General features: G+C 38.3%; 23 protein-coding genes. All 23 read right to left on the bottom strand.

The genetic code is table 11. From position 1 onward, the window contains the following. Position 1: 1 nt before the first annotated feature. The 23 genes from DXC23_RS01105 to DXC23_RS01000 all read right to left on the bottom strand — a co-directional run bounded on the left by DXC23_RS01105 (position 2) and on the right by DXC23_RS01000 (position 17,500). Positions 2-412, bottom strand: a complete 411-nt coding sequence (locus DXC23_RS01105; protein WP_117704373.1) for an HK97 gp10 family phage protein — start codon at positions 410-412, stop codon at positions 2-4. After that, the gene (locus DXC23_RS01100; protein ID WP_117704372.1) at positions 405-824 is read right to left on the bottom strand and encodes a hypothetical protein; all 420 of its coding nucleotides are present in this window, start codon (positions 822-824) and stop codon (positions 405-407) included. The genes DXC23_RS01105 and DXC23_RS01100 overlap by 8 nt, the downstream gene beginning before the upstream one ends. A 1-nt stretch (position 825) precedes the next feature. After that, positions 826-1,356, bottom strand: coding sequence for a hypothetical protein (locus tag DXC23_RS01095; protein WP_117704371.1), 531 nt, complete (start codon positions 1,354-1,356; stop codon positions 826-828). A gap of 71 nt (positions 1,357-1,427) precedes the next feature. Further along, positions 1,428-2,330 (bottom strand): N4-gp56 family major capsid protein, encoded by a 903-nt coding sequence (locus DXC23_RS01090; protein WP_117704370.1) that lies wholly within the window; start codon positions 2,328-2,330, stop codon positions 1,428-1,430. A 33-nt stretch (positions 2,331-2,363) separates the two neighbouring features. Continuing rightward, the gene (locus tag DXC23_RS01085; RefSeq protein WP_117704369.1) at positions 2,364-2,987 is read right to left on the bottom strand and encodes a phage scaffolding protein; all 624 of its coding nucleotides are present in this window, start codon (positions 2,985-2,987) and stop codon (positions 2,364-2,366) included. Between the two features lie 138 nt (positions 2,988-3,125). Next, positions 3,126-3,287: a hypothetical protein gene (locus DXC23_RS12320; RefSeq protein WP_158552393.1), complete on the bottom strand. Its 162-nt coding sequence runs from the start codon at positions 3,285-3,287 to the stop codon at positions 3,126-3,128. Between the two features lie 2 nt (positions 3,288-3,289). After that, positions 3,290-4,885: a phage minor head protein gene (locus DXC23_RS01080; RefSeq protein WP_117704368.1), complete on the bottom strand. Its 1,596-nt coding sequence runs from the start codon at positions 4,883-4,885 to the stop codon at positions 3,290-3,292. Then, positions 4,878-6,341, bottom strand: a complete 1,464-nt coding sequence (locus tag DXC23_RS01075) for a phage portal protein (protein ID WP_117704367.1) — start codon at positions 6,339-6,341, stop codon at positions 4,878-4,880. Before DXC23_RS01075 ends, DXC23_RS01080 begins: the two co-directional genes overlap by 8 nt. A 90-nt stretch (positions 6,342-6,431) precedes the next feature. Next, a complete protein-coding gene (locus DXC23_RS01070) occupies positions 6,432-7,718 on the bottom strand; it encodes a PBSX family phage terminase large subunit (RefSeq protein ID WP_117704366.1) in 1,287 nt (428 codons plus the stop codon). Between the two features lie 82 nt (positions 7,719-7,800). Then, a complete protein-coding gene (locus tag DXC23_RS01065) occupies positions 7,801-8,238 on the bottom strand; it encodes a terminase small subunit (RefSeq protein WP_117704365.1) in 438 nt (145 codons plus the stop codon). Between the two features lie 123 nt (positions 8,239-8,361). Further along, positions 8,362-8,781, bottom strand: coding sequence for a flagellar biosynthesis protein FliA (locus DXC23_RS01060; protein WP_117704364.1), 420 nt, complete (start codon positions 8,779-8,781; stop codon positions 8,362-8,364). Between the two features lie 226 nt (positions 8,782-9,007). Then, a complete protein-coding gene (locus tag DXC23_RS01055) occupies positions 9,008-9,274 on the bottom strand; it encodes a hypothetical protein (RefSeq protein ID WP_117704363.1) in 267 nt (88 codons plus the stop codon). Between the two features lie 172 nt (positions 9,275-9,446). Further along, positions 9,447-9,602, bottom strand: a complete 156-nt coding sequence (locus DXC23_RS12490) for a hypothetical protein (protein ID WP_199523033.1) — start codon at positions 9,600-9,602, stop codon at positions 9,447-9,449. Beyond that, positions 9,599-10,288, bottom strand: a complete 690-nt coding sequence (locus DXC23_RS01045; protein WP_117704361.1) for a site-specific DNA-methyltransferase — start codon at positions 10,286-10,288, stop codon at positions 9,599-9,601. Before DXC23_RS01045 ends, DXC23_RS12490 begins: the two co-directional genes overlap by 4 nt. Beyond that, on the bottom strand, positions 10,281-10,475 hold the full coding sequence (locus DXC23_RS01040; RefSeq protein ID WP_117704360.1) for a hypothetical protein: 195 nt from the start codon (positions 10,473-10,475) through the stop codon (positions 10,281-10,283). The genes DXC23_RS01045 and DXC23_RS01040 overlap by 8 nt, the downstream gene beginning before the upstream one ends. Next, positions 10,472-10,678, bottom strand: a complete 207-nt coding sequence (locus DXC23_RS01035) for a hypothetical protein (RefSeq protein WP_117704359.1) — start codon at positions 10,676-10,678, stop codon at positions 10,472-10,474. Before DXC23_RS01035 ends, DXC23_RS01040 begins: the two co-directional genes overlap by 4 nt. A 13-nt stretch (positions 10,679-10,691) precedes the next feature. Next, entirely contained in the window at positions 10,692-11,051 is a 360-nt protein-coding gene (locus DXC23_RS01030) for a hypothetical protein (protein ID WP_147329114.1), read from the bottom strand. Positions 11,052-11,065: 14 nt separating this feature from the next. Beyond that, positions 11,066-12,958, bottom strand: coding sequence for a DNA primase family protein (locus DXC23_RS01025; protein ID WP_242997364.1), 1,893 nt, complete (start codon positions 12,956-12,958; stop codon positions 11,066-11,068). Positions 12,959-12,961: 3 nt separating this feature from the next. Beyond that, entirely contained in the window at positions 12,962-13,141 is a 180-nt protein-coding gene (locus DXC23_RS01020; RefSeq protein WP_117704357.1) for a hypothetical protein, read from the bottom strand. A gap of 1 nt (position 13,142) precedes the next feature. Beyond that, positions 13,143-14,852: a hypothetical protein gene (locus DXC23_RS01015; protein ID WP_242997363.1), complete on the bottom strand. Its 1,710-nt coding sequence runs from the start codon at positions 14,850-14,852 to the stop codon at positions 13,143-13,145. A 67-nt stretch (positions 14,853-14,919) separates the two neighbouring features. After that, complete coding sequence (locus DXC23_RS01010; protein ID WP_199523032.1) at positions 14,920-15,378, bottom strand: DUF669 domain-containing protein; 459 nt, start codon at positions 15,376-15,378, stop codon at positions 14,920-14,922. 29 nt (positions 15,379-15,407) lie between these two features. Further along, positions 15,408-17,165, bottom strand: coding sequence for an AAA family ATPase (locus tag DXC23_RS01005; protein WP_117704355.1), 1,758 nt, complete (start codon positions 17,163-17,165; stop codon positions 15,408-15,410). After that, positions 17,087-17,500 (bottom strand): VRR-NUC domain-containing protein, encoded by a 414-nt coding sequence (locus tag DXC23_RS01000; RefSeq protein WP_199523031.1) that lies wholly within the window; start codon positions 17,498-17,500, stop codon positions 17,087-17,089. The genes DXC23_RS01005 and DXC23_RS01000 overlap by 79 nt, the downstream gene beginning before the upstream one ends. Between the last annotated feature and the right edge of the window lie 150 nt (positions 17,501-17,650).

Here is a 17,650-nt window from a genome sequence, read left to right as displayed (position 1 = left end):
ATCAATTTATTCCTTTCAATTTTTCTTCCATTGCAGCTTGAATTGACGGTTTTAATGTTTGGAAGGCATTCCACAATGCCCTGTTTGGTGTTTTACCGTGTGTGAAATGACCGTTCCCCATTTCATCAACATAGTACCAACCGCCTTTGCGACCGTTACCATTCAAAGCATATTCACCTGTTCCAAATTCTTCCCAAATAGCATTTTCAAGAGGTGAACCAATAGTGACCTGAAAAGCAGTTTCATCCACTGTATAGTCCCAAGAACCTTTTGTCTGACCGGTTCTGACCCTACTGTTTCTTGCTGTTTGGGAAACAAATTCACCGCCTATTTCGTGCAGAAAGGCAATCATTGCATCACCCAATTCATTTTTACATTGAACCCTGTTATCTTGAAATTTGATTTCAGCCATTTTGACCACCAACAAATTTCAGATAAATTTCAAGGTGTTGATGCAAATTCATTGGGTCATCAATCAGCATAATTTGATAGATAAGTCCATCAATCAACATTCTTGCATTTTCGCTTGTGACATCAACCTTTTTATCCGATGTTAAGGTTGATATTTCACCACTGATAAAGTTCAATGTGTCCCATACCCATTCACCGGACAAACCTTTGAAAGTTTGATAATCGCAAAGAAAAATGTGTGTGGATTCTTGAATTTTCGCATTGTAGGTTGTATATTTTGATTCACCACCGGACAAGTCAAGCCATCCTTTGGATGATGCAACATCAACCCAATTGTGTTCCCTTTCACCAATAGCATTTTTCTTTCCACCGTCTTTGACTTGGAATAGGGCAAGGATGTTTCCACCAATCATATTAGAACCTTGCTTTGATGTATGGTTTCAAAAAACCAAGCAGGGACACCGGATAACCCATCACTTGGTTGTTCGCATCCTGTGCAAAATAAGTCACAGAATGCCTTGAAAGTGTTTCAGACTGAATGCCAACCTTCTGTCTGTTCTGCACTTCCCAAACCATCAGATTGACAACACCTTCAACAATGGCATCCGGGTATTCAATCTTGGTAACAAGGTTGTGACCGTCATCTATCAAGTCAGCATCAAGGGTTGTGGTTTTATTCACCTTGTCAATATTGGTGATTACATATAAACCATCGTTGATGGATTCAGATATTTGAACTGTGTCACCAACCTTCAGCAATTCGCACCAACCATAAAGGACTGAATCAGAAGAAGGTGCAGAAAACCTTTTCATTCGGTTTTGAAAATTGTTGTTGGTGTATGCTCTGACTAAATCTTCAATGCCGTTCAGCTTCCGTTTCAATGTGTCAACTGATATTGTTGAAAATTCAGGCATTCGCATCAGTTCATCAACAGAAATAATCATATAAGCACCCCTTTCAAAAAAAATAACCGGAAGTCATACCAAGGCATAACTTCCAGTTAAGTGTTCATTATTTACGCTTTGAACTTTGCAATGACAACCTTTGCAGCATTCGTCAGTGCAACACCGTAATACTTCGCTGCGGTGACATCGTGACGCTGCTTCTTCGGAAACCATTCGTGGTCAACCTGCGTGTCCTTCTTCAAGAAGATGGTAAGTGCCGGAAGTTCATCTTCCGTGTACTCGGTTTCAGGGGAATCCGGTTCCATCTTGATGATAGGATTCAGGTAATAAGTCTTTGCAGTCTGACCGGAGCCGGAAGTTTCAGTCTTGACCTTCTTGGATTTCTTAACCCAACAACCGGCAATCTTGCCGATAGAACCACGGACTGCAACACCGGATTCAAATTTGTCAGCAGAAATGAAATCTGCATCCTGAAGAAGTTCTGTTTCCTGCTTCGGATGAATGAACATAACTTTTTCAATGCCATCCTCTTCATCCTCAAAAGAAGTTACCGCCTTAACAATAGGCTTGTAACCAATAGCAGCATCAGAGCCATCAAAGGTGTTAGTGGATGTGTATGCAGCAGCAAGAACATCATTGTCAACCTTGCCAACAATGGACTTTGCAAGCTGCGTTTCAGCCTGACCAATCGGATTGCCAAGACCGCTGTTGATTGCAGTCTGAAGAATTGCAACGGATTTTCCTGCACACTTAATTGTGAAAGTGGTGGAAGATGCGGTCAGTTTTGCAGTTTCGATTTCTGCACCGGTAGTGTTTTCAGGGTCAAAATCCTGTGCATCACCAATGTAGTTCCAAGAAGGAACAGTCTTGGTGTCACCGGGAACACCCTGAAGGGTAGTATCAACCTTTGCATAAGGGGTAAGTTTACAAAGGGCAGAAATCTTTGCTTCAATCATCGCCCCCATAACCTGCGGATTGATAACATCGGAAAGTTTTGTTACTTGATTAGCCATAATTTTTAATTCCTTTCATAAATAAAATTTTGTTTATTCGGATTGCATAGCCTTGTTGAATGCTTCAGGATTTTCCTGATACATTGCAAGTCTTTCATTGTACGGTTTAGAAAGAATATTTTTCTTTGTCCAACCGTCACCTTTGTCTTCACCGTTCGGAAGTTTGTTTTCGTCAATCTTCTTCTTGGATTCGGATGTGAAGTGTTGCGGAAATTGGGTTTTCAAAGCAGCAATGGTGTCATCAATGCCCTTGATTTTTCCATCATCACCAAGTTTGATTTCCCCTTTTTCCTTGATTTTGAATGTCAAATAATCCACATCGGTCACATTTGCTTCAAGTAATGCAACCTTTAATGCGGAATCAATCTTGGTCTGCTGAAGTTCCGTTTCAAGCTGACTGACCTTTGTTTCATACTCGGTGATTTTGGTCTGAAGTCCTTCGTTGCCGGCATTGTCCTTTTTCAACTGCTCAATTAAAGCAGTTGATTCACCGTGTGTCTTGGTCAGATTATCAAAGTCAGTTTTCAGCTTTCCATATCTGATGTCAAGATTTTCTTCACCTGCGGTGAAAATTTTGTTTTGTTTCATTTCACCAATAATGGATTGAACATCTTCATCAGACAAATTCTTTGCCTTCAAAATTTCCTGTAATGTCATTGTTATATACCAACCTTTCAATTTACAATTTTTACAAGTTATGTCTTGTGTTGAAATACTCTGTTTTACTTCTGACTTTTGAAGAAGGGTATGAAAAAAAGCACCCTTGCGGATGCTCTAATCAGAAATATTTATTTTTTATACCTTGTAACCCTTCTTTTCAAGGGTATTTTGCTTTTTGATGTATTCATCATAAGCCTTTTTGGCTGATTCCGGTGCATCATCCCTGATACCTTTCCAACCGTCATCATCAATAATCAGATAATCAAAGAATTTTTTAACATCTTCAAAGTTTTCCACTATCAACCCAACCTTTCTTTCAGCATTTTCCAAACTTCCTTTGAAAGTATTGATGCACCATCACCATTTGCAACATAATCTGCAACACATTCAGCAAGGCATTCACTGTCATTTTTGGTTGCATATCCTGATACTTGTGATTTTAACTGTGCATTTCTAAATCCTTTTCCTTCAGGTGTCTTTTTAACTGTTTTACAAGCCTGTGAAATAATCGCCTTTGATTCAGTAGAATCATTCCAAGCAAAAGCACCAAAGGGGTATTTTCCATCATTAACAGATTTTTCAATCAAAGTTCTTTCAAGAAGATGTCCCATTTCGTGACTTCCGGTTTCAAGAACACCTGTGTTTTTGGGATGAAATCCTGTTGTATCACCTTGAACCATACAGGCTGCAACACTTGGTTTACCATCAGCATAATATGCAGGGTTGAAATTGATTTTTCCATTATAACCTGCACACATAACACCATTTTTACTTGTTCCGATACCGGTCAAAGTTTGTTTTGCTTGTGGAAATTCATTGATAACCTTTTCAATTCCGATCATACTTTGCTGAACAGTAGCATAATCAAGTATCTTTACACTATCATCAATATCAAATTCATAAATCTTTTGAACATAAGCAGATAATGAATCAAAATCCTTGCAGTCACTTATTGATATTATACCGCTTGTTTGTGAAGTTTTCAACTTTTCTGATGCTTTCAGATATTTCTGTTTGAAATCTTCATATCCGGTACATTCTATGAATCCACCTGTTTCATTGTTCCACTTCTGATATGATGTTTCACCTTTGACCGCCCACCTTGCCCTTTGAAGCAAGCAGCACCGACAATTGCAGTCCATATAAGGGTCACCGAATTGGCCGGGTGCAGAACCGGAATAACCGGATGTTTCAAACATTTCATCAAGTTCACGAATTTGACCATCCAACTGTGAATGTTCCGGTCTTGTCTTTCCGTCAAGGGTACAATCCCATTGTTTGACTACATCAGCACCAAGTTTCTTTGCCTTCTGCATTGAATCAAGTCTTGCTTGTGTCTGTACCCGGTGACCTTCAGTTCTTGCAATTGTAGTTGCTCTGTTCATATCAGCAAGACCATATTCACTGATGTTTCTTGCAATATCCGCATAGGAAAGTTCCGTTGCAAGTCCTCTGATAAGTTCAGAATGGACTTGTTTCTTCAATTTCTTTGTAGAAATACCCCTTTTGTTTGAAAGTTTGAAATCATCACCAGTTTTTTGAACTGCCATCAAGACCTGACTTTCATCAATCGGAATAACCAACGGAACACCTTGTCCCTGCATATCATACATATTTCCAATAAAACCATTGGTATATGACTTTTGCAGATAATCAGCAACAGAAGTGAAATTCCTTCCTTGAAGATTGTCAAGGATGCCGGAAACCTGTGCTTCCAACTGTTTTTGAAATTCCAACTGATATGCTTTTGATTGTGTCAGGGGATTTGCTTGAAGTTCCTTGATATTCCGCTTGATGTCTGCAAGTGCTTTTGTGTAATTGCTTTCAAGAGCATTCAGAACTGCTTCTTCATCATTCAAGGTGATTTGCAGAACCTCTTTTTGCCTTTTATTCAATTACACCACCGCCTTCAGTAGAATCATCAGGTGCATTTGCAAGTGCTTCTGATGCACTGTTTAGGTCAACCACGGGATTTTGTTTCACCAACGCTTTGACATCTTCAAAGTCAAGTTCAAATAATTCACAAATAGCCTGAAGAACAGTGTCATTGTCAAGCCTTGCAGCAGCATTCAAGATTGTAGTCAATCTGATTTGCTGTGTTTCAGCTTTAGTCTTTTCAATCTGTGCATTGTCAGATGCGTTGGTCATAACTTCACGGTCAAATTCAAAATAAACATCTGACACCTGATAATCAGTGCCATTGATGTCATTGATTTCTTGTAAAGCAATCTTGACCAACTTCTTTAGGAAAGACCTGACTTTGGTTTCAAGTTTATTGCATTTCAAATCAAGAAGTGCATATCTTGATTTAATGACAACATTGGTCACATTGCCATCACCCAATTGTGCAGAATTAAATCCCATACCGAACCGGTAAATGTTCTTTTCATCAATATCAAGTTTCTGAATCCTTGCTTGATGGGGAAGGTCAACAGTCTTGATGTCAACATCACCATCAGGTTCAACACCAATGTGTTTCTTTGTCTTGACATTCTGAATCATTTCTTCAAGGTTATCACCTTGGAATCCTTTGACCACATACAATGCTTCAGACACATCCTGAAGGTTGTTTGACAACCCACAAGCCATCAAATCATAATCATCAATCAAAGCCTTTACCGGCTGAAGATGACTTGTCAGTTTGCGGTTTGCATCAAGTCTGAAGAACGGAATAAAACCAAAGCCGTCATAATACAAGGAATCATCATTGTCCTTTGTATAGACAATATGTGGTCTTGGATTCAACGGTTCATCGTCATCCTTTTTGATTTTGCCTTCATCAACCTGAACAAAATAGGTTGTTTGCTTCGAATCCCAAACCTGAATACGCTTGATTTTCTTTGTACCTTTATCAATGCGGTCTATGTACCAATAAATCACATATTCTGTGTGGTCATCAGTGTCCTTTGCTCTGACCTCAACAACACCCATTGCATCAGCATATTGGAATGTTAATCTGTCATTGATATTTTTATATGCGTACATATCACCAAAACCACCTGCACAAACATCAGTTAAGGTATCAGCAAATTCAGATTTGAAATCATCACCAAAATAGATGTCAAGTTCATCTTGCAATTCCTGAATATCTGACTTGACAAAACTTTCTTTTCCTGACAGCATATATTGAACACATTGGTCAACAAGTTCAGTGAAGAAAGGATGACAGATTTTAATGTTTGACCTTGTGGTGTCCTCAACTAATTTCCCATCTGCATTGTAATAATACAGTTTATAGTCAAGGATGTCGTGTCTGCCCTCATAATATTTATGTCCGACAGATGCAGACTGTTTTCTTGTACTTGTCAAATCTTCTTGAATCAGATGATAGATTTCACTTTCTGTTAGCATTCTTTTTCACCGCCCTTTCTTTTATGACTTAATATATACAGAATCCCTTGGAACAGCGGTGTTTCAAGGGATTCTGTCACTAATATGTTACTAATACAACCAACCATTCTTCTTGATGAACTGTTCAAGACCGTACCGCATAGCATCCATCAGGTGATTGAAGTCATCAATTGGAATGTTCAGTTTATTTCCAAACTTGTCTTTATCCCAAGTGTAGTTTGATATTTCTGTCAGGAAGTTCACACATCTTGGATGAATGATGATTTGAAATCCTTGAATCCATTGAATACCATTGTTTACACTGTCTTTGCCTTTGGATGCACCGGTGATTCTCAATCCGTAACCCTTTAATTCATCAATGCTTTTTGGTTCTGCGGAATCACCGGTGAATCTGTCCTTTGAATACCCCATTCCATACAGGGTTTCATATATGCGTTTGTTTGACAGTCCTTTTTCATACATTTCATCCCACACATATATTTTTGCATTATCTAAATCCACAAATCCAACAAAAGCTGCTGAAGGGTCATTGGTATAACCAAAGTCAAGACCAAACCCTGATTTCAGATTATCACTGAATACAACATTGTCAGGTTTTTCATCCAATTTGTTATATTCAGCCTTGGTCATCAGTCTGAAGTCTTGTTCAACCCAATTTTCATAGACAAGACCATCAACAATGCCCCAATTTCCAAGACCTGCAACAGCATATCTTCTTGGATTGTTCTTTTTCATCTGCTCAAACAACTTCTTGTCTGAAGCATCCAACCATTCATTACACAAATAGTTAGTTGTCATTGCAAGAATGTCCGGGTCAACAGGTGCATCAAAGAACCGTTTCTTTATCCAATGATGTTCATTCCAAGGATTGAATGTCAAAGTGATTTGCTTGAAATAACCTTCAGGAACTTCACCACGGATTGATTCATCAATCGTGTCAAAGTCTGATTCTGACATTATTTCATAGGCTTCTTCAATCCATAACCAACAAAGAACACCTGTGTCAACAGTGATTGATGTTACTTTGAAAGGGTCATCCAAACCCCTGAAATAAATCTTTTGACCTGTTTCAACATTGACTATTTCAAGCGGTGATTCTTTGGCAACCCAAACATTCTGCAATCCTAATCTATTGATTGCCCATTTCAGTTCAGTGAAACAGGAATCTTTCAATGTTCTGTATGTTTTCCTTATGACAAGAAGGTTTGCTGCTTTGTACTTTTCTTTTGAAAGGTTGCTGATAAACCATAAAGCAGAAGTCTTTGATTTTTTGGATGCTCTTGAACCTTTACACACCCGGTATCTACCTTTGAACTTCCAAAAATCTTTATATCCACCGCCAACAAAGTCTGAAATTTTGAAAACTGCATTTTCCATATTTCACACCCCATTTATGGCACAATAATAACAGAACCCCTTAAAATCAATAAAAATATAGGGTTCTGTTACTAACCTGTTTCTAATCATCAAGGTCATCAACAATTACAACCTTTGTGTTGCCTTCCACATTTACCTTGTCGGTGAACAGACCGTATCTTTTACCTAACAATTCAGCAGCTTTCAACCTTTCTTTTTCGTCAGGGGATTTTGTCACCCTTTCAGCGGAAGAAAATCCTTCACCATCACCGGTTACAACAACGATTTCAGAAGCGGATTCCCCACGCATCACAGAAGTCAGGTATTTAATGACTTCTTCAGCGGATGCAACCTTTGCCGAACTCATTTCTGCAAGCCGTTGTTCAATATAATTTTTGATGTTAGCATTTGTTAGCAGTCTTGAACTATTCGCCCTTGCAACAGCATCATTCTTTATCCGGGGATAAGCTGCTTTATATGCTCTTGTTGCATTGCAATCAATCAAGTATTCATCACAGAACTTCTGCTGATTTGCAGTCATATTTTACCTTCCTTTCTGCATAAAATTGAAAATGCACATAGACATATCTATGTGCATTTCTGTATGATACCATTTTAACATACTTGATTGTAAATTACAATCAAGTGGTGCTATAATAAAAGGTTAGGTATTAAATTTTTTAGAAAAATCTTGCAAGGCTCTTTTATGTATTTCGTGAACCCATTGGGTTGTGAAATTAAGTTCTTTGGCAATAACTTCCCAAGTATGAAAAAGCAAATATCTATTCTGAAGAATAAGTCTTTCATTTTTATCCGGAATCTGTTCAATCTTGCTTTTGATTTCTTCCTTCAAATCAACATATTTATCAATTTCATCATTGATTTTGTTTTCAAGGTCAATGATTTTTGGTAAGCATCTAACAAACGATGGCTCAACATCTCTATTTGGCGAATGGGGCATACCGGACAAATTCGATGATGACACACTGGATGCAAGGTCACGCAATTGATCAAGTTCCTTCAGGTTACTGTCAATCAATTCGTTTAGTCTGTATGCCTGTCTTAAATACTGTTTTGCGGTCATTTTAATCATCCTTTCATAATAAATTTAGGGTAACAGGTAACAGGTAACACTTGTTTTCTATATTCTTTTATTTTTAGGGGTATATTAAAAAATCGTACCCCTTAATTTTTTGATATTCAGAGAAATAAAGAATTAAGTGTTACCTGTTACCTTAACCACCGCAACCCTTGATTTTATGCTGTTTTTCAGGGTAACACTTAACTGTTTTTATGTGTTACCTTTACTGTTACCCTGACAATAGCCCCATAAATTGTTTTTGTAAGCGGTGAAAATTCTTCTTCCGAGTTCGCTTTTTCTTTGCGTGAAGTGCAAGATGCTTGATTTTTCCGGTTCCGCTGTTTAGAATCAGATTGTCCCAAGTCTGAACAAATCTTCCTATAATTTCAGCAATTACATCTGCAAGACGGTGAACCACTTCGGCGATTACATCTGCCAAAATTTGAATTGCTTCAAAAAGTGAATCAATCTGTTCCTGTGTCAGAAAGTTTTCCATCTTCAACACCCCTTTCTAAAATGTCACCGCTGCATTCAGAACCGCAGCAGCTACCCAATAAATTGTTTTCTTAAAGTCACCCTGTGTTGCATAGACAATTCCTGCACCTATGTCAAGCAATATCAAGATGACTGGAAAAATGTATTGTGATTTCATTTTTGAAAACCTCTGTTTATTTGAATTTATGAAATGTTTCATCCGTTACCTTTCCGCATTTCTGGCACACAAGATAATATCTTTCACCGCTAATGCAACAGAACGGTTCAACTTTTCTGCACCAAACAACATTCTTATGCTTGCAAAATAACTGCTTCAACCATTTCATCATTTGCCATCACAACCTTTCTGAACAGAATTAAGATGATTGCTCTGCTCTCTCTCTCTCTCTCTCTCTGCTTCATCCAAGCGGTCACAACACACATCAAAATAGTGGTCATCAATTTCATAACCTATGTAATGACGGTTTGTTCTGACGGATGCAACCGCTGTTGTACCGCTACCAAGAAAGGGGTCAAGGATTATATCACCCTCATTGGAATATTGTTCAATGAGTATCTGCACAAGTTCTGATGGCTTTTGTGTTGGGTGCTGTCTAACATCTTTGGAATCGGTGATGAATCCCTGCTGTTTGAACACAATCCTTTTGATAGGTTTTTTGAAAGTGGTATAAATCAATTCACCATCCGCAAATGGATTTTGAAAAGCAATATCACCTTTCTTGTCCCAAAACAACCAACAAACAGAAGGTGGAAGTTGATGGGCAAAATAATTTGCACCAAAGATGATGATATTCTTTGAAATGCGGAACATTTCATCAAACACTTCTTTTTCGGGGATTTTGGAATCCCAATTTCCTGTATATCTTCTGTTTTTAGATACACCAAAACCATTTGTTCCTTTATCGGCTTTCTTTCCATAAGGTGGGTCAGTAATAATCAAGTCAATACATTTGTCCGGAAGTGATTTCATACCTGATAAACAATCTTGATTGTATATGACATCAAATTCAATCATCTGAACCCACCTTTTCAAGTGTTTCTGAATTGCCCTGAACAATTTTCTTGACACAATCTGAACAGTAACAACCTTTAAGACCTTCTATTTCATACAAGAAGCACATCCAAGTTCTGTTCCATCTACCTTCATCAGAACACTTCTTGCAAGACCCTTGACCTTCACCTTTGCATTTAGTAACTTTCATCTGAACTCCCTTCCTGATTTTTTATCTTTGATTTCAATTCTGTTCAGAAGTTCATAACCACTTTCATTGATGATGAATTTCAGAACCTTTATCAAAAACCCTGTTTTCTTTTCCAATTCGTTTTCTTCCTGAATAACTCCAAATGCGGTTGCATTTGGATAACCTTCACTATTATAAAACGGATTATTTTTATCACCCTGCATCAGAATCACCGCCTTATGTAGCAGGTTTCAAGGTGTCATTGTCGGCATATTGTGATGCGTTTCTTGCACCTTCCTGAAGTGACATATCATATTTGTCACACATTGCAGCCACCTGAATGGATTCAATTGCAACATTCTTTGCAACCTCTCTGATAATCTTCATCTGCTCAAACACCGGTTCATCTTTCTTGATACCTGCCCAAGCATTGGCAAAAACTTCAAGCAAAAGATTCATACCATCCATCACTTCTTCAATTTCTTCTTTAATCACTGCATAACCGTGATGTGCAGAAGGGAAAAGGGGAAATTTGGTGTTTGCACTGTTCAATTCTTTGAACACAAGTTCATTCACATCTTTTTCAACAGCATTCATTTTCATCTGTCCTTTCATTGTTTGATATAAATTCTGTAAACCTTGCCACCAATCTTCTTGGTTTTGGTAGTCATCCCAAGTTTTCTGCAAAGTTGCTTTGAAAACTCTGCTTTTGACATAGGATTGAAATTGTTTGCAAGGCAGTATTCTTTGTATCGTTTATATACCTTGTCAGACTGTTCATTTTCAATCTGAAATTCTTCAATCTGCATTTCATCAAAGAATCCAATAATAGGATTGTTTGTTTCTTCGTATTCTTTTAACTGTCCCTGAACCCTTGCTGATTCTGTGAACCCTTGCTTTTCAATGATGTTCTTCAGTGCCTTGATACCAAGAACAATCAAATATTCCATCACTTCAGGTTCTTGCAATTTGTATTTAATACTTGAATCATAGTCAGGGTCATTTTTAGAAAACTCTGCATCAAAGGGGACAATCAAAAGCCTTCGCAGAACTGCACCTGTTTTGTCCTTAATTCTTGGAATGTTGTTTGCGGAAAACAGAAATTTTGCATAATTGTTAAATTCAAAAGGTTTTTCACCTTTGTTCTGAACCTGAACCCTTTCCCCGGTAACTAACTTTTTAAAGAATGAAGCATTGACAATAAATTCATCAGAAATATCATCACCAAGATTTGCCAACTTTCCAAATAAGGCAGCATTCTGAAACTTTTGGTCAAGTTCTTTCAGGTCAAGTGCAGTGATATTTTCTTCATTCAAAAGATGCTGAATCATAGCAATGAAGGTGGACTTTCCGTTTGAACCTTCACCCGTCAGAATGAACGCTTTACCACCACCCAAAGTGTTTGACCGATAGAAACAAGAACCAATACATTCTTCAAGAATAGTTCTGATTTCAGCATCGTGACAGGCAATCTTGTCAAGGGTCTTGTCTGCAAGTTCTGAATATGCGGTGGGATTGTAGTCCCAAGGAATGCGGTTTGTGATTACTATGTCCGGTGAAAACGGTTTCAGACTGTCAGTTTCCAAGTCATAAATGCCATTTCTGAAGGCAATCATATTTGGTGCAGCCATTTCAGTATTTTCAAGCAAAAGCAAATTCAGATATTTCAGCACTTCAGACCGCTTTGCATTGGAAAGACTGCTAATGTGCTTTATCATTACAGCTTCAATTTCTTCCTGTCCGGGAACATAGACCCCATCCTTGAACAAGTGCAACTGACCATTGATTCTGATGATGTGATTGTTATTCTTTATGTAGGTTGCAAACTTATCAAAAAGAAAATTGCTACCCTTAAAGAAAACAGGCTTTTTGAAGGCATCATCACGCAGAATCACTTCAAGTTCACTGTTTGACAGCGGTTCTTTCAGTATGTATTGATTGATGATTCTGATGGTTTCCCTTGCTTCTTCTACACTGAAATCATTGCTTTGAAGGGTTAGAATGTAGTTGAACAATGCCTGATTTCTTCCGGAACCGGCATCCATATCAAGAAATTCAGTAGTACACTTAATTGGGAATAACCACTTTGGAATGTCCTGATATTCTTCACCTTCAAGGATGTCATACAGAACAGTTCTTTCCTTGCCATCAATTTTCAAAACCTCATAGGAACTTTTGAACCCGGCTTTGATGTCAGCGGTAAGACCGCAGGCAAGTTTGGTTCTGTTTGGGCAGTTCTTGATTTTCGTGCTTTTGAAAAGGAAGTGCATTCCTGACCTGCTCTGAAGAACCTTGCATCTGATGCCTTCTTTATCGCAAATATCCAACAGAAGATTTGACTGTTCCATATCATCAATATCAACCAAGATTGAATCTTCTGCCATTACACCTGCAAATTCAGGTAGTGACTGAACTTGTTCAAGGGTTTTCAAGGTTGCTACACCTTTGAATTTTTCTATGGATTTTTTATCCTTGGTCATAATGTAACCCCTGTAAAACATCATTCATCACTTCCTTTCATTTGTGTGTGGCAAAAGTTTTTCATAGCAGTCTTTATGAATGAAAATCACCCTTGCCGGTGTTCCTTTTTGCTTCACCCAATGGTAAGAATCAGAGGGGTGAATGACTTGACCACATTCAATACACTTTGTATTTCCGTTTTCATCCGGTTTATAATTTTTTGCCATATCACACCACCCCAAAATCTTTTAATCTTCGCAGGGCAAAATTTATATACCACTGCTTATCAAGTTTGTCCGGAACCTTGACACCGTTCACTTCATCATTCCAAATAAAACAATGTTCAGGACTGTTCTGCAACTTTGCCGGTCTGCCTGTTCTGATGCTGACTTTTTTCACACCTGCATCCTTTAGGTTCTTTGATGCAAAGACCCTGATGCACTTTTCTTTCAGCGGTGTTTCACCATACAGAATGTGACTGTATTTGTTTGAAATCTTGGAAACTAACTGAAATTCTTTCAAATCATCACAATTGTTGACTGTGACTTCTACCGGAATACCGTCAACCATATAATTGACTAATGCCTTGTTCAGAATCGGCAAGTCATAGTCCAAATCAGAAAGTTTCTTGATATATGCACCTTTGACCTTCATTGCACCGGTTTCCCGGTCAATTATCATATAGTTGTTGACATCCTTTTGAAATATCTCACCAAAGAAAGTGTCAAAGTCCATCTTCATTCCGGTTCTGTGTTCCCAATCAGCAACAATGCGGTCAATGATGTCAAAATCTCTTTCATAATCCCTTAATCTGATGATGATACCATCAGTATTGTTTTGAACAAGTTCACAATATGGTTCAATATGTTCAATCAGGTCAAGCAATAACAACTGACCATTTATGCAAATGCTGTTGTTGCTCATAGGGTCATATAATGCAGATTGTTTCTGTTTCATTTGACCGCTGATTGCATTATCCATTATTTTGAATGGAAGTCTTGCTTTTTTATCGCCTTTCCTTTTGAACTCAATGTTTGAATTGTGAATAAATTCAAAGTTTTCAGGGTTATCCATTACCCTATATCCAAACTTGAACTTTTCTTGCATACTCGGATAATAAGCAGTGACATCAATTATCAGGAAATCACCCTTTGCGTGATATTGCGGTTTTGCACCGTGACCACCGCCCCAAGAAAAGGTGTGTTCAACCCCTGCAACCATTATTTTTTCTTGTGACTTTTCATAATCGTGATTGTCAGGGTTCGAGTACCAATCAGCAACAAAGCGGTATTTTTTCAATTGAATGCAATCAAGAACCGGGAATTGAAATTCATCATCAAAATTTTGACCTTTTCGATTTCCACCGAGGATTTCCGCAGCAAGTTGTGCTTTGGTCTTGGATAATGCCATCAATGGAAGTTTGAAGTGCTTGATAAAGAACATCATTGTGTTAAATTCATCAATGCGTTTGATGAAAACTTCAATTGTTTGTTGAACATCGTGTCTGCAATACTTCACTGTGTCGGCAATTTCCGCATCCGTCAATTTGCGGTCTATATCGAACGGAACAGATGTTTCTTTGATATTGTTACCCATAAACCCTTCAAAGGATTTCAAACCCCTGTCAGTTCCAAGCATCACATCATAGTTAATCAAGGGGATGTCCCTTAACATACTGCTGAACTTCCATCCGGGGTTACCTTTCACAATAATGAAGTCATTGATTTTCTTTGGGTCAAATCCGCAAAGGATGCCTTTTAAAATGTATTGGTCATAATGTCTTGAATTGAAACCAACCCAAATATCATTGATATGTGCATCATAGAACTGTTGAAGTTGCTTTTCATCGTTTATGATGACAGTTTCTTTCTTATTGCTCACATCATTGATGACAACTAACCAATCATATTGGAAAACCTCAAAGTCATAAAAGACCATAACATTCACCATCCTTTCTTAAAATTGAAAGGGGGATGGGGTGACCATCCCCCTTGTTATACCTTAATCATTCAACTTCAAATACATCTGTGATTTCATAGGTGCTGAATCCCTTCTTGCCTTCCTTATAGGAAAGACCATATTCAAGGTTTCCATCAATAGCTTCAATCACATCCATCAACAGATTACCATATTGCTTGTAAGTAACAAATTCAATGTCAATGTCCGTATCAAGAGAACGCAAGAATTCATTGACGATGTGGATTTGAAATCCCTGTGTGATGACCTGATTCATAAAGATTCGACTACCCTTGAAGTCACCGGTTAAGATTTTGAACCAAACTGAAACCATAGGATCACCGGCTTTGGATGCAGTCAGTTCAAGTTTATCAATCTTGACTTCATAATCACCGTGTGGAACATCTTTGTAAGTTGCACCATTTTCCTGTGCATCCTTTACATCTTCTGCAAGACCCTTTGTGTCAATTGCACTGTCAAACTTATCCCAAATATTCATTTCTGCCATTTTAATTCACCATTTTAACCTTTCAAATTTTAATTGTTTTCAGTAGTTGTGGATGCTCTTCTTTTGCGTGTTCTGACCGGCTTTTCAGCAGGGTCAGGTCTGTTGTCAACTTTGGACTGCTCTGTGGAAGGTGTTTCCGCTGCTTCTGTATCATCAGTGTCAAAAGGCGGTGCATCTTCATCAGCAACCTTTCTTCTTCGGCTCTTTCTGCCCTCTGTTGCCGTTTCTGACGGTGTTTCTTTATTGGTAGTATCATTTACCGCCTTTGTGTTTTCGGCTCTCTGTGCGTTACTATGTGCCTTTCTGACAGCGTTTCTATTCGCTTCATCGTAAACAGCAAACAAGGCATTTACATCAAGCGGAATATCTTTTGCATCTGTTTTCAAACGACCGCCACCAAAAATGACTTCATTGGACTTGAAGTTGAATGTTCTGACATCACCATCAGCAACAATTCTTGCAACAATGTCAACCATACCGGCAACCTTCAATGCAACCTTGTCCTGCATATTCGGTTTAATAGCAGTAATTTTGTCACCGCCCTTCTTTGTGATGTCCTTGCTTGTATCTTCGTGTGAAATCAGAATGATATTTTCATAATCCAAAGCCATCAATCTTTTCAGTGTATTCAGGAATTCCCCCCTGACCATATCCCAAGCCTTGAAGGAATCGTCAGATTCGTGTTTGATTCCCATTTGGTCATACATAAACAGACGACAATATTCATACATATCTTCCACAAGGTCAACAATGATAGTCTTGAAACTGTTTTCTTTCTTTTCAAGTTCATCAATGACATCCTTGAACACCTGCCAAGCCAAGGTTTTCTTGGTCATTCTGCCTTCAACCTTGATTTCATCCTTGATACGAATGTAGGGGGCATCAACAAACTTGATGTTACCATCCGTATTCAGCATAAGGGGGTCGGGAAAAGCGTTCGCAAAGGTGGTCTTTCCGCAGAAGGGAACACCATAAATCCACATAACCCTTTTGTCAACTTTTTCAATGTTTCTTCTTTCTGTACTTGGTAACTTCATAAAATAGTTCCATCCTTTCATACAATATTCTTCAAATTCGCAGTACCGACAGAACCAACCCTTGTTCTGTGGAAATTCTGCTGTTTCGTTTATGGACTTGACCAACAAAAGGAAATCAATCACCTTTGTATAGTCAAATTCAATTTGAACTGTCTTGACTTCAGCTTCCTTCAGTTCGTCTTTGATTCGCTGTCTGAACTGTTGTAAGTCCTCTGTCTTTTTCTGTTTGATGTTCACCTTTGGAACAAACAAGAAATAAAGGTTGCGGATTCTCTTGCCGGGGTTGTTCTTCTCAAAGAAATACTTGTATAGGTGCAGTTGCCTTGAATCCTTGTAATGATTTTGATTATTTGAATACTTAAAATCATAAATGTCATAGGTGTTAGGTAATTCAACACCCCTTTCAAACACCCTTGCCGGTGCAAGCAGGTCAATAAATCCGTGAAAATCGTCATCATTGATTTCAACTTCATATTCCCCTGAAGGCAAGACCGCTTTTGCTTTTGGAATCAAATATTCCAACTTAATTGCTTCGCTGATGTGGGAATCGTCAATGATGGGAAATGACATATAATACTGTTCAATTGCCGTTTTCACATCTTTTTCAATTCCTGTGTGAAGTGCCGTTCCAAGAACAAGTGCATTATCTGAATTGATAGGGTCATTTGTTCCTATACCGTCAAGATATTGCATTTTGAACTTGAATGGGCATTTTTCAAAGCATTCAGTTCTGCTATGTGACCATTGCATTCTTTCACCCCTTTCACAATAAGTTTGAATTGTTCAAATCCTTCCGGATATAGAACCATTGCAATTGAACCTGACTTGTTAATTTGTGCAACATTGTGTTTCTGAAGTTCTGACGGTCTGCCATCAGATGCCTTCAATTCAGCATCAATATTGAAACCATTAACCACAATGTGCATATCAGGCAACCCCTTCTTGCTGTACCCGCCGCCCCACCTTTTTTCCCAATAACCACAAGGTAGAACATTCATCTTGTCATCAGCAGTACCAAGGGGATAGACACCAATGGATTCAAGCCATTTTTTGACCCTGTTTTCAAAGTTCTTTTCCGCTGCCATTCCGTTTTACCCCCCCCCCTTGATTGAAATAGACCAAAATCCCAAGCGTGCTTGATGTTTTCGGATTGTGTGACCCATTCAAGTTGTGATGCTCTGCAATCGTGCTTTTTACCTTTCTTGTGATTGACCACGGGTTTGTTTTCGGGATTT

It is taken from the genome of Eubacterium sp. OM08-24 (genome assembly GCF_003438075.1).
Lineage (GTDB): Bacteria > Bacillota > Clostridia > Oscillospirales > Acutalibacteraceae > Ruminococcoides.
The sequence above is the reverse complement of the archived record's forward strand: the minus strand, read 5'-3'. Positions and strand labels throughout refer to the sequence as shown.

What these genes read in the sequence shown, in the direction of transcription:
- DXC23_RS01035 (WP_117704359.1), bottom strand. Translation starts at nt 10,678, where the DNA reads ATGCAGGGTGATAAAAATAATCCGTTTTATAATAGTGAAGGTTATCCA.
- DXC23_RS01085 (WP_117704369.1), bottom strand. Translation starts at nt 2,987, where the DNA reads ATGACATTACAGGAAATTTTGAAGGCAAAGAATTTGTCTGATGAAGAT.
- DXC23_RS01060 (WP_117704364.1), bottom strand. Translation starts at nt 8,781, where the DNA reads ATGACCGCAAAACAGTATTTAAGACAGGCATACAGACTAAACGAATTG.
- DXC23_RS01010 (WP_199523032.1), bottom strand. Translation starts at nt 15,378, where the DNA reads ATGGCAGAAATGAATATTTGGGATAAGTTTGACAGTGCAATTGACACA.
- DXC23_RS01095 (WP_117704371.1), bottom strand. Translation starts at nt 1,356, where the DNA reads ATGATTATTTCTGTTGATGAACTGATGCGAATGCCTGAATTTTCAACA.
- DXC23_RS01040 (WP_117704360.1), bottom strand. Translation starts at nt 10,475, where the DNA reads ATGAAAGTTACTAAATGCAAAGGTGAAGGTCAAGGGTCTTGCAAGAAG.
- DXC23_RS01065 (WP_117704365.1), bottom strand. Translation starts at nt 8,238, where the DNA reads ATGACTGCAAATCAGCAGAAGTTCTGTGATGAATACTTGATTGATTGC.
- DXC23_RS12490 (WP_199523033.1), bottom strand. Translation starts at nt 9,602, where the DNA reads ATGATGAAATGGTTGAAGCAGTTATTTTGCAAGCATAAGAATGTTGTT.
- DXC23_RS01000 (WP_199523031.1), bottom strand. Translation starts at nt 17,500, where the DNA reads ATGGCAGCGGAAAAGAACTTTGAAAACAGGGTCAAAAAATGGCTTGAA.
- DXC23_RS01100 (WP_117704372.1), bottom strand. Translation starts at nt 824, where the DNA reads ATGATTGGTGGAAACATCCTTGCCCTATTCCAAGTCAAAGACGGTGGA.
- DXC23_RS01020 (WP_117704357.1), bottom strand. Translation starts at nt 13,141, where the DNA reads ATGGCAAAAAATTATAAACCGGATGAAAACGGAAATACAAAGTGTATT.
- DXC23_RS01045 (WP_117704361.1), bottom strand. Translation starts at nt 10,288, where the DNA reads ATGATTGAATTTGATGTCATATACAATCAAGATTGTTTATCAGGTATG.
- DXC23_RS01025 (WP_242997364.1), bottom strand. Translation starts at nt 12,958, where the DNA reads ATGATGTTTTACAGGGGTTACATTATGACCAAGGATAAAAAATCCATA.
- DXC23_RS01090 (WP_117704370.1), bottom strand. Translation starts at nt 2,330, where the DNA reads ATGGCTAATCAAGTAACAAAACTTTCCGATGTTATCAATCCGCAGGTT.
- DXC23_RS01005 (WP_117704355.1), bottom strand. Translation starts at nt 17,165, where the DNA reads ATGCAATGGTCACATAGCAGAACTGAATGCTTTGAAAAATGCCCATTC.
- DXC23_RS01070 (WP_117704366.1), bottom strand. Translation starts at nt 7,718, where the DNA reads ATGGAAAATGCAGTTTTCAAAATTTCAGACTTTGTTGGCGGTGGATAT.
- DXC23_RS01075 (WP_117704367.1), bottom strand. Translation starts at nt 6,341, where the DNA reads ATGCTAACAGAAAGTGAAATCTATCATCTGATTCAAGAAGATTTGACA.
- DXC23_RS01015 (WP_242997363.1), bottom strand. Translation starts at nt 14,852, where the DNA reads ATGGTCTTTTATGACTTTGAGGTTTTCCAATATGATTGGTTAGTTGTC.
- DXC23_RS01030 (WP_147329114.1), bottom strand. Translation starts at nt 11,051, where the DNA reads ATGAATGCTGTTGAAAAAGATGTGAATGAACTTGTGTTCAAAGAATTG.
- DXC23_RS01105 (WP_117704373.1), bottom strand. Translation starts at nt 412, where the DNA reads ATGGCTGAAATCAAATTTCAAGATAACAGGGTTCAATGTAAAAATGAA.
- DXC23_RS01055 (WP_117704363.1), bottom strand. Translation starts at nt 9,274, where the DNA reads ATGGAAAACTTTCTGACACAGGAACAGATTGATTCACTTTTTGAAGCA.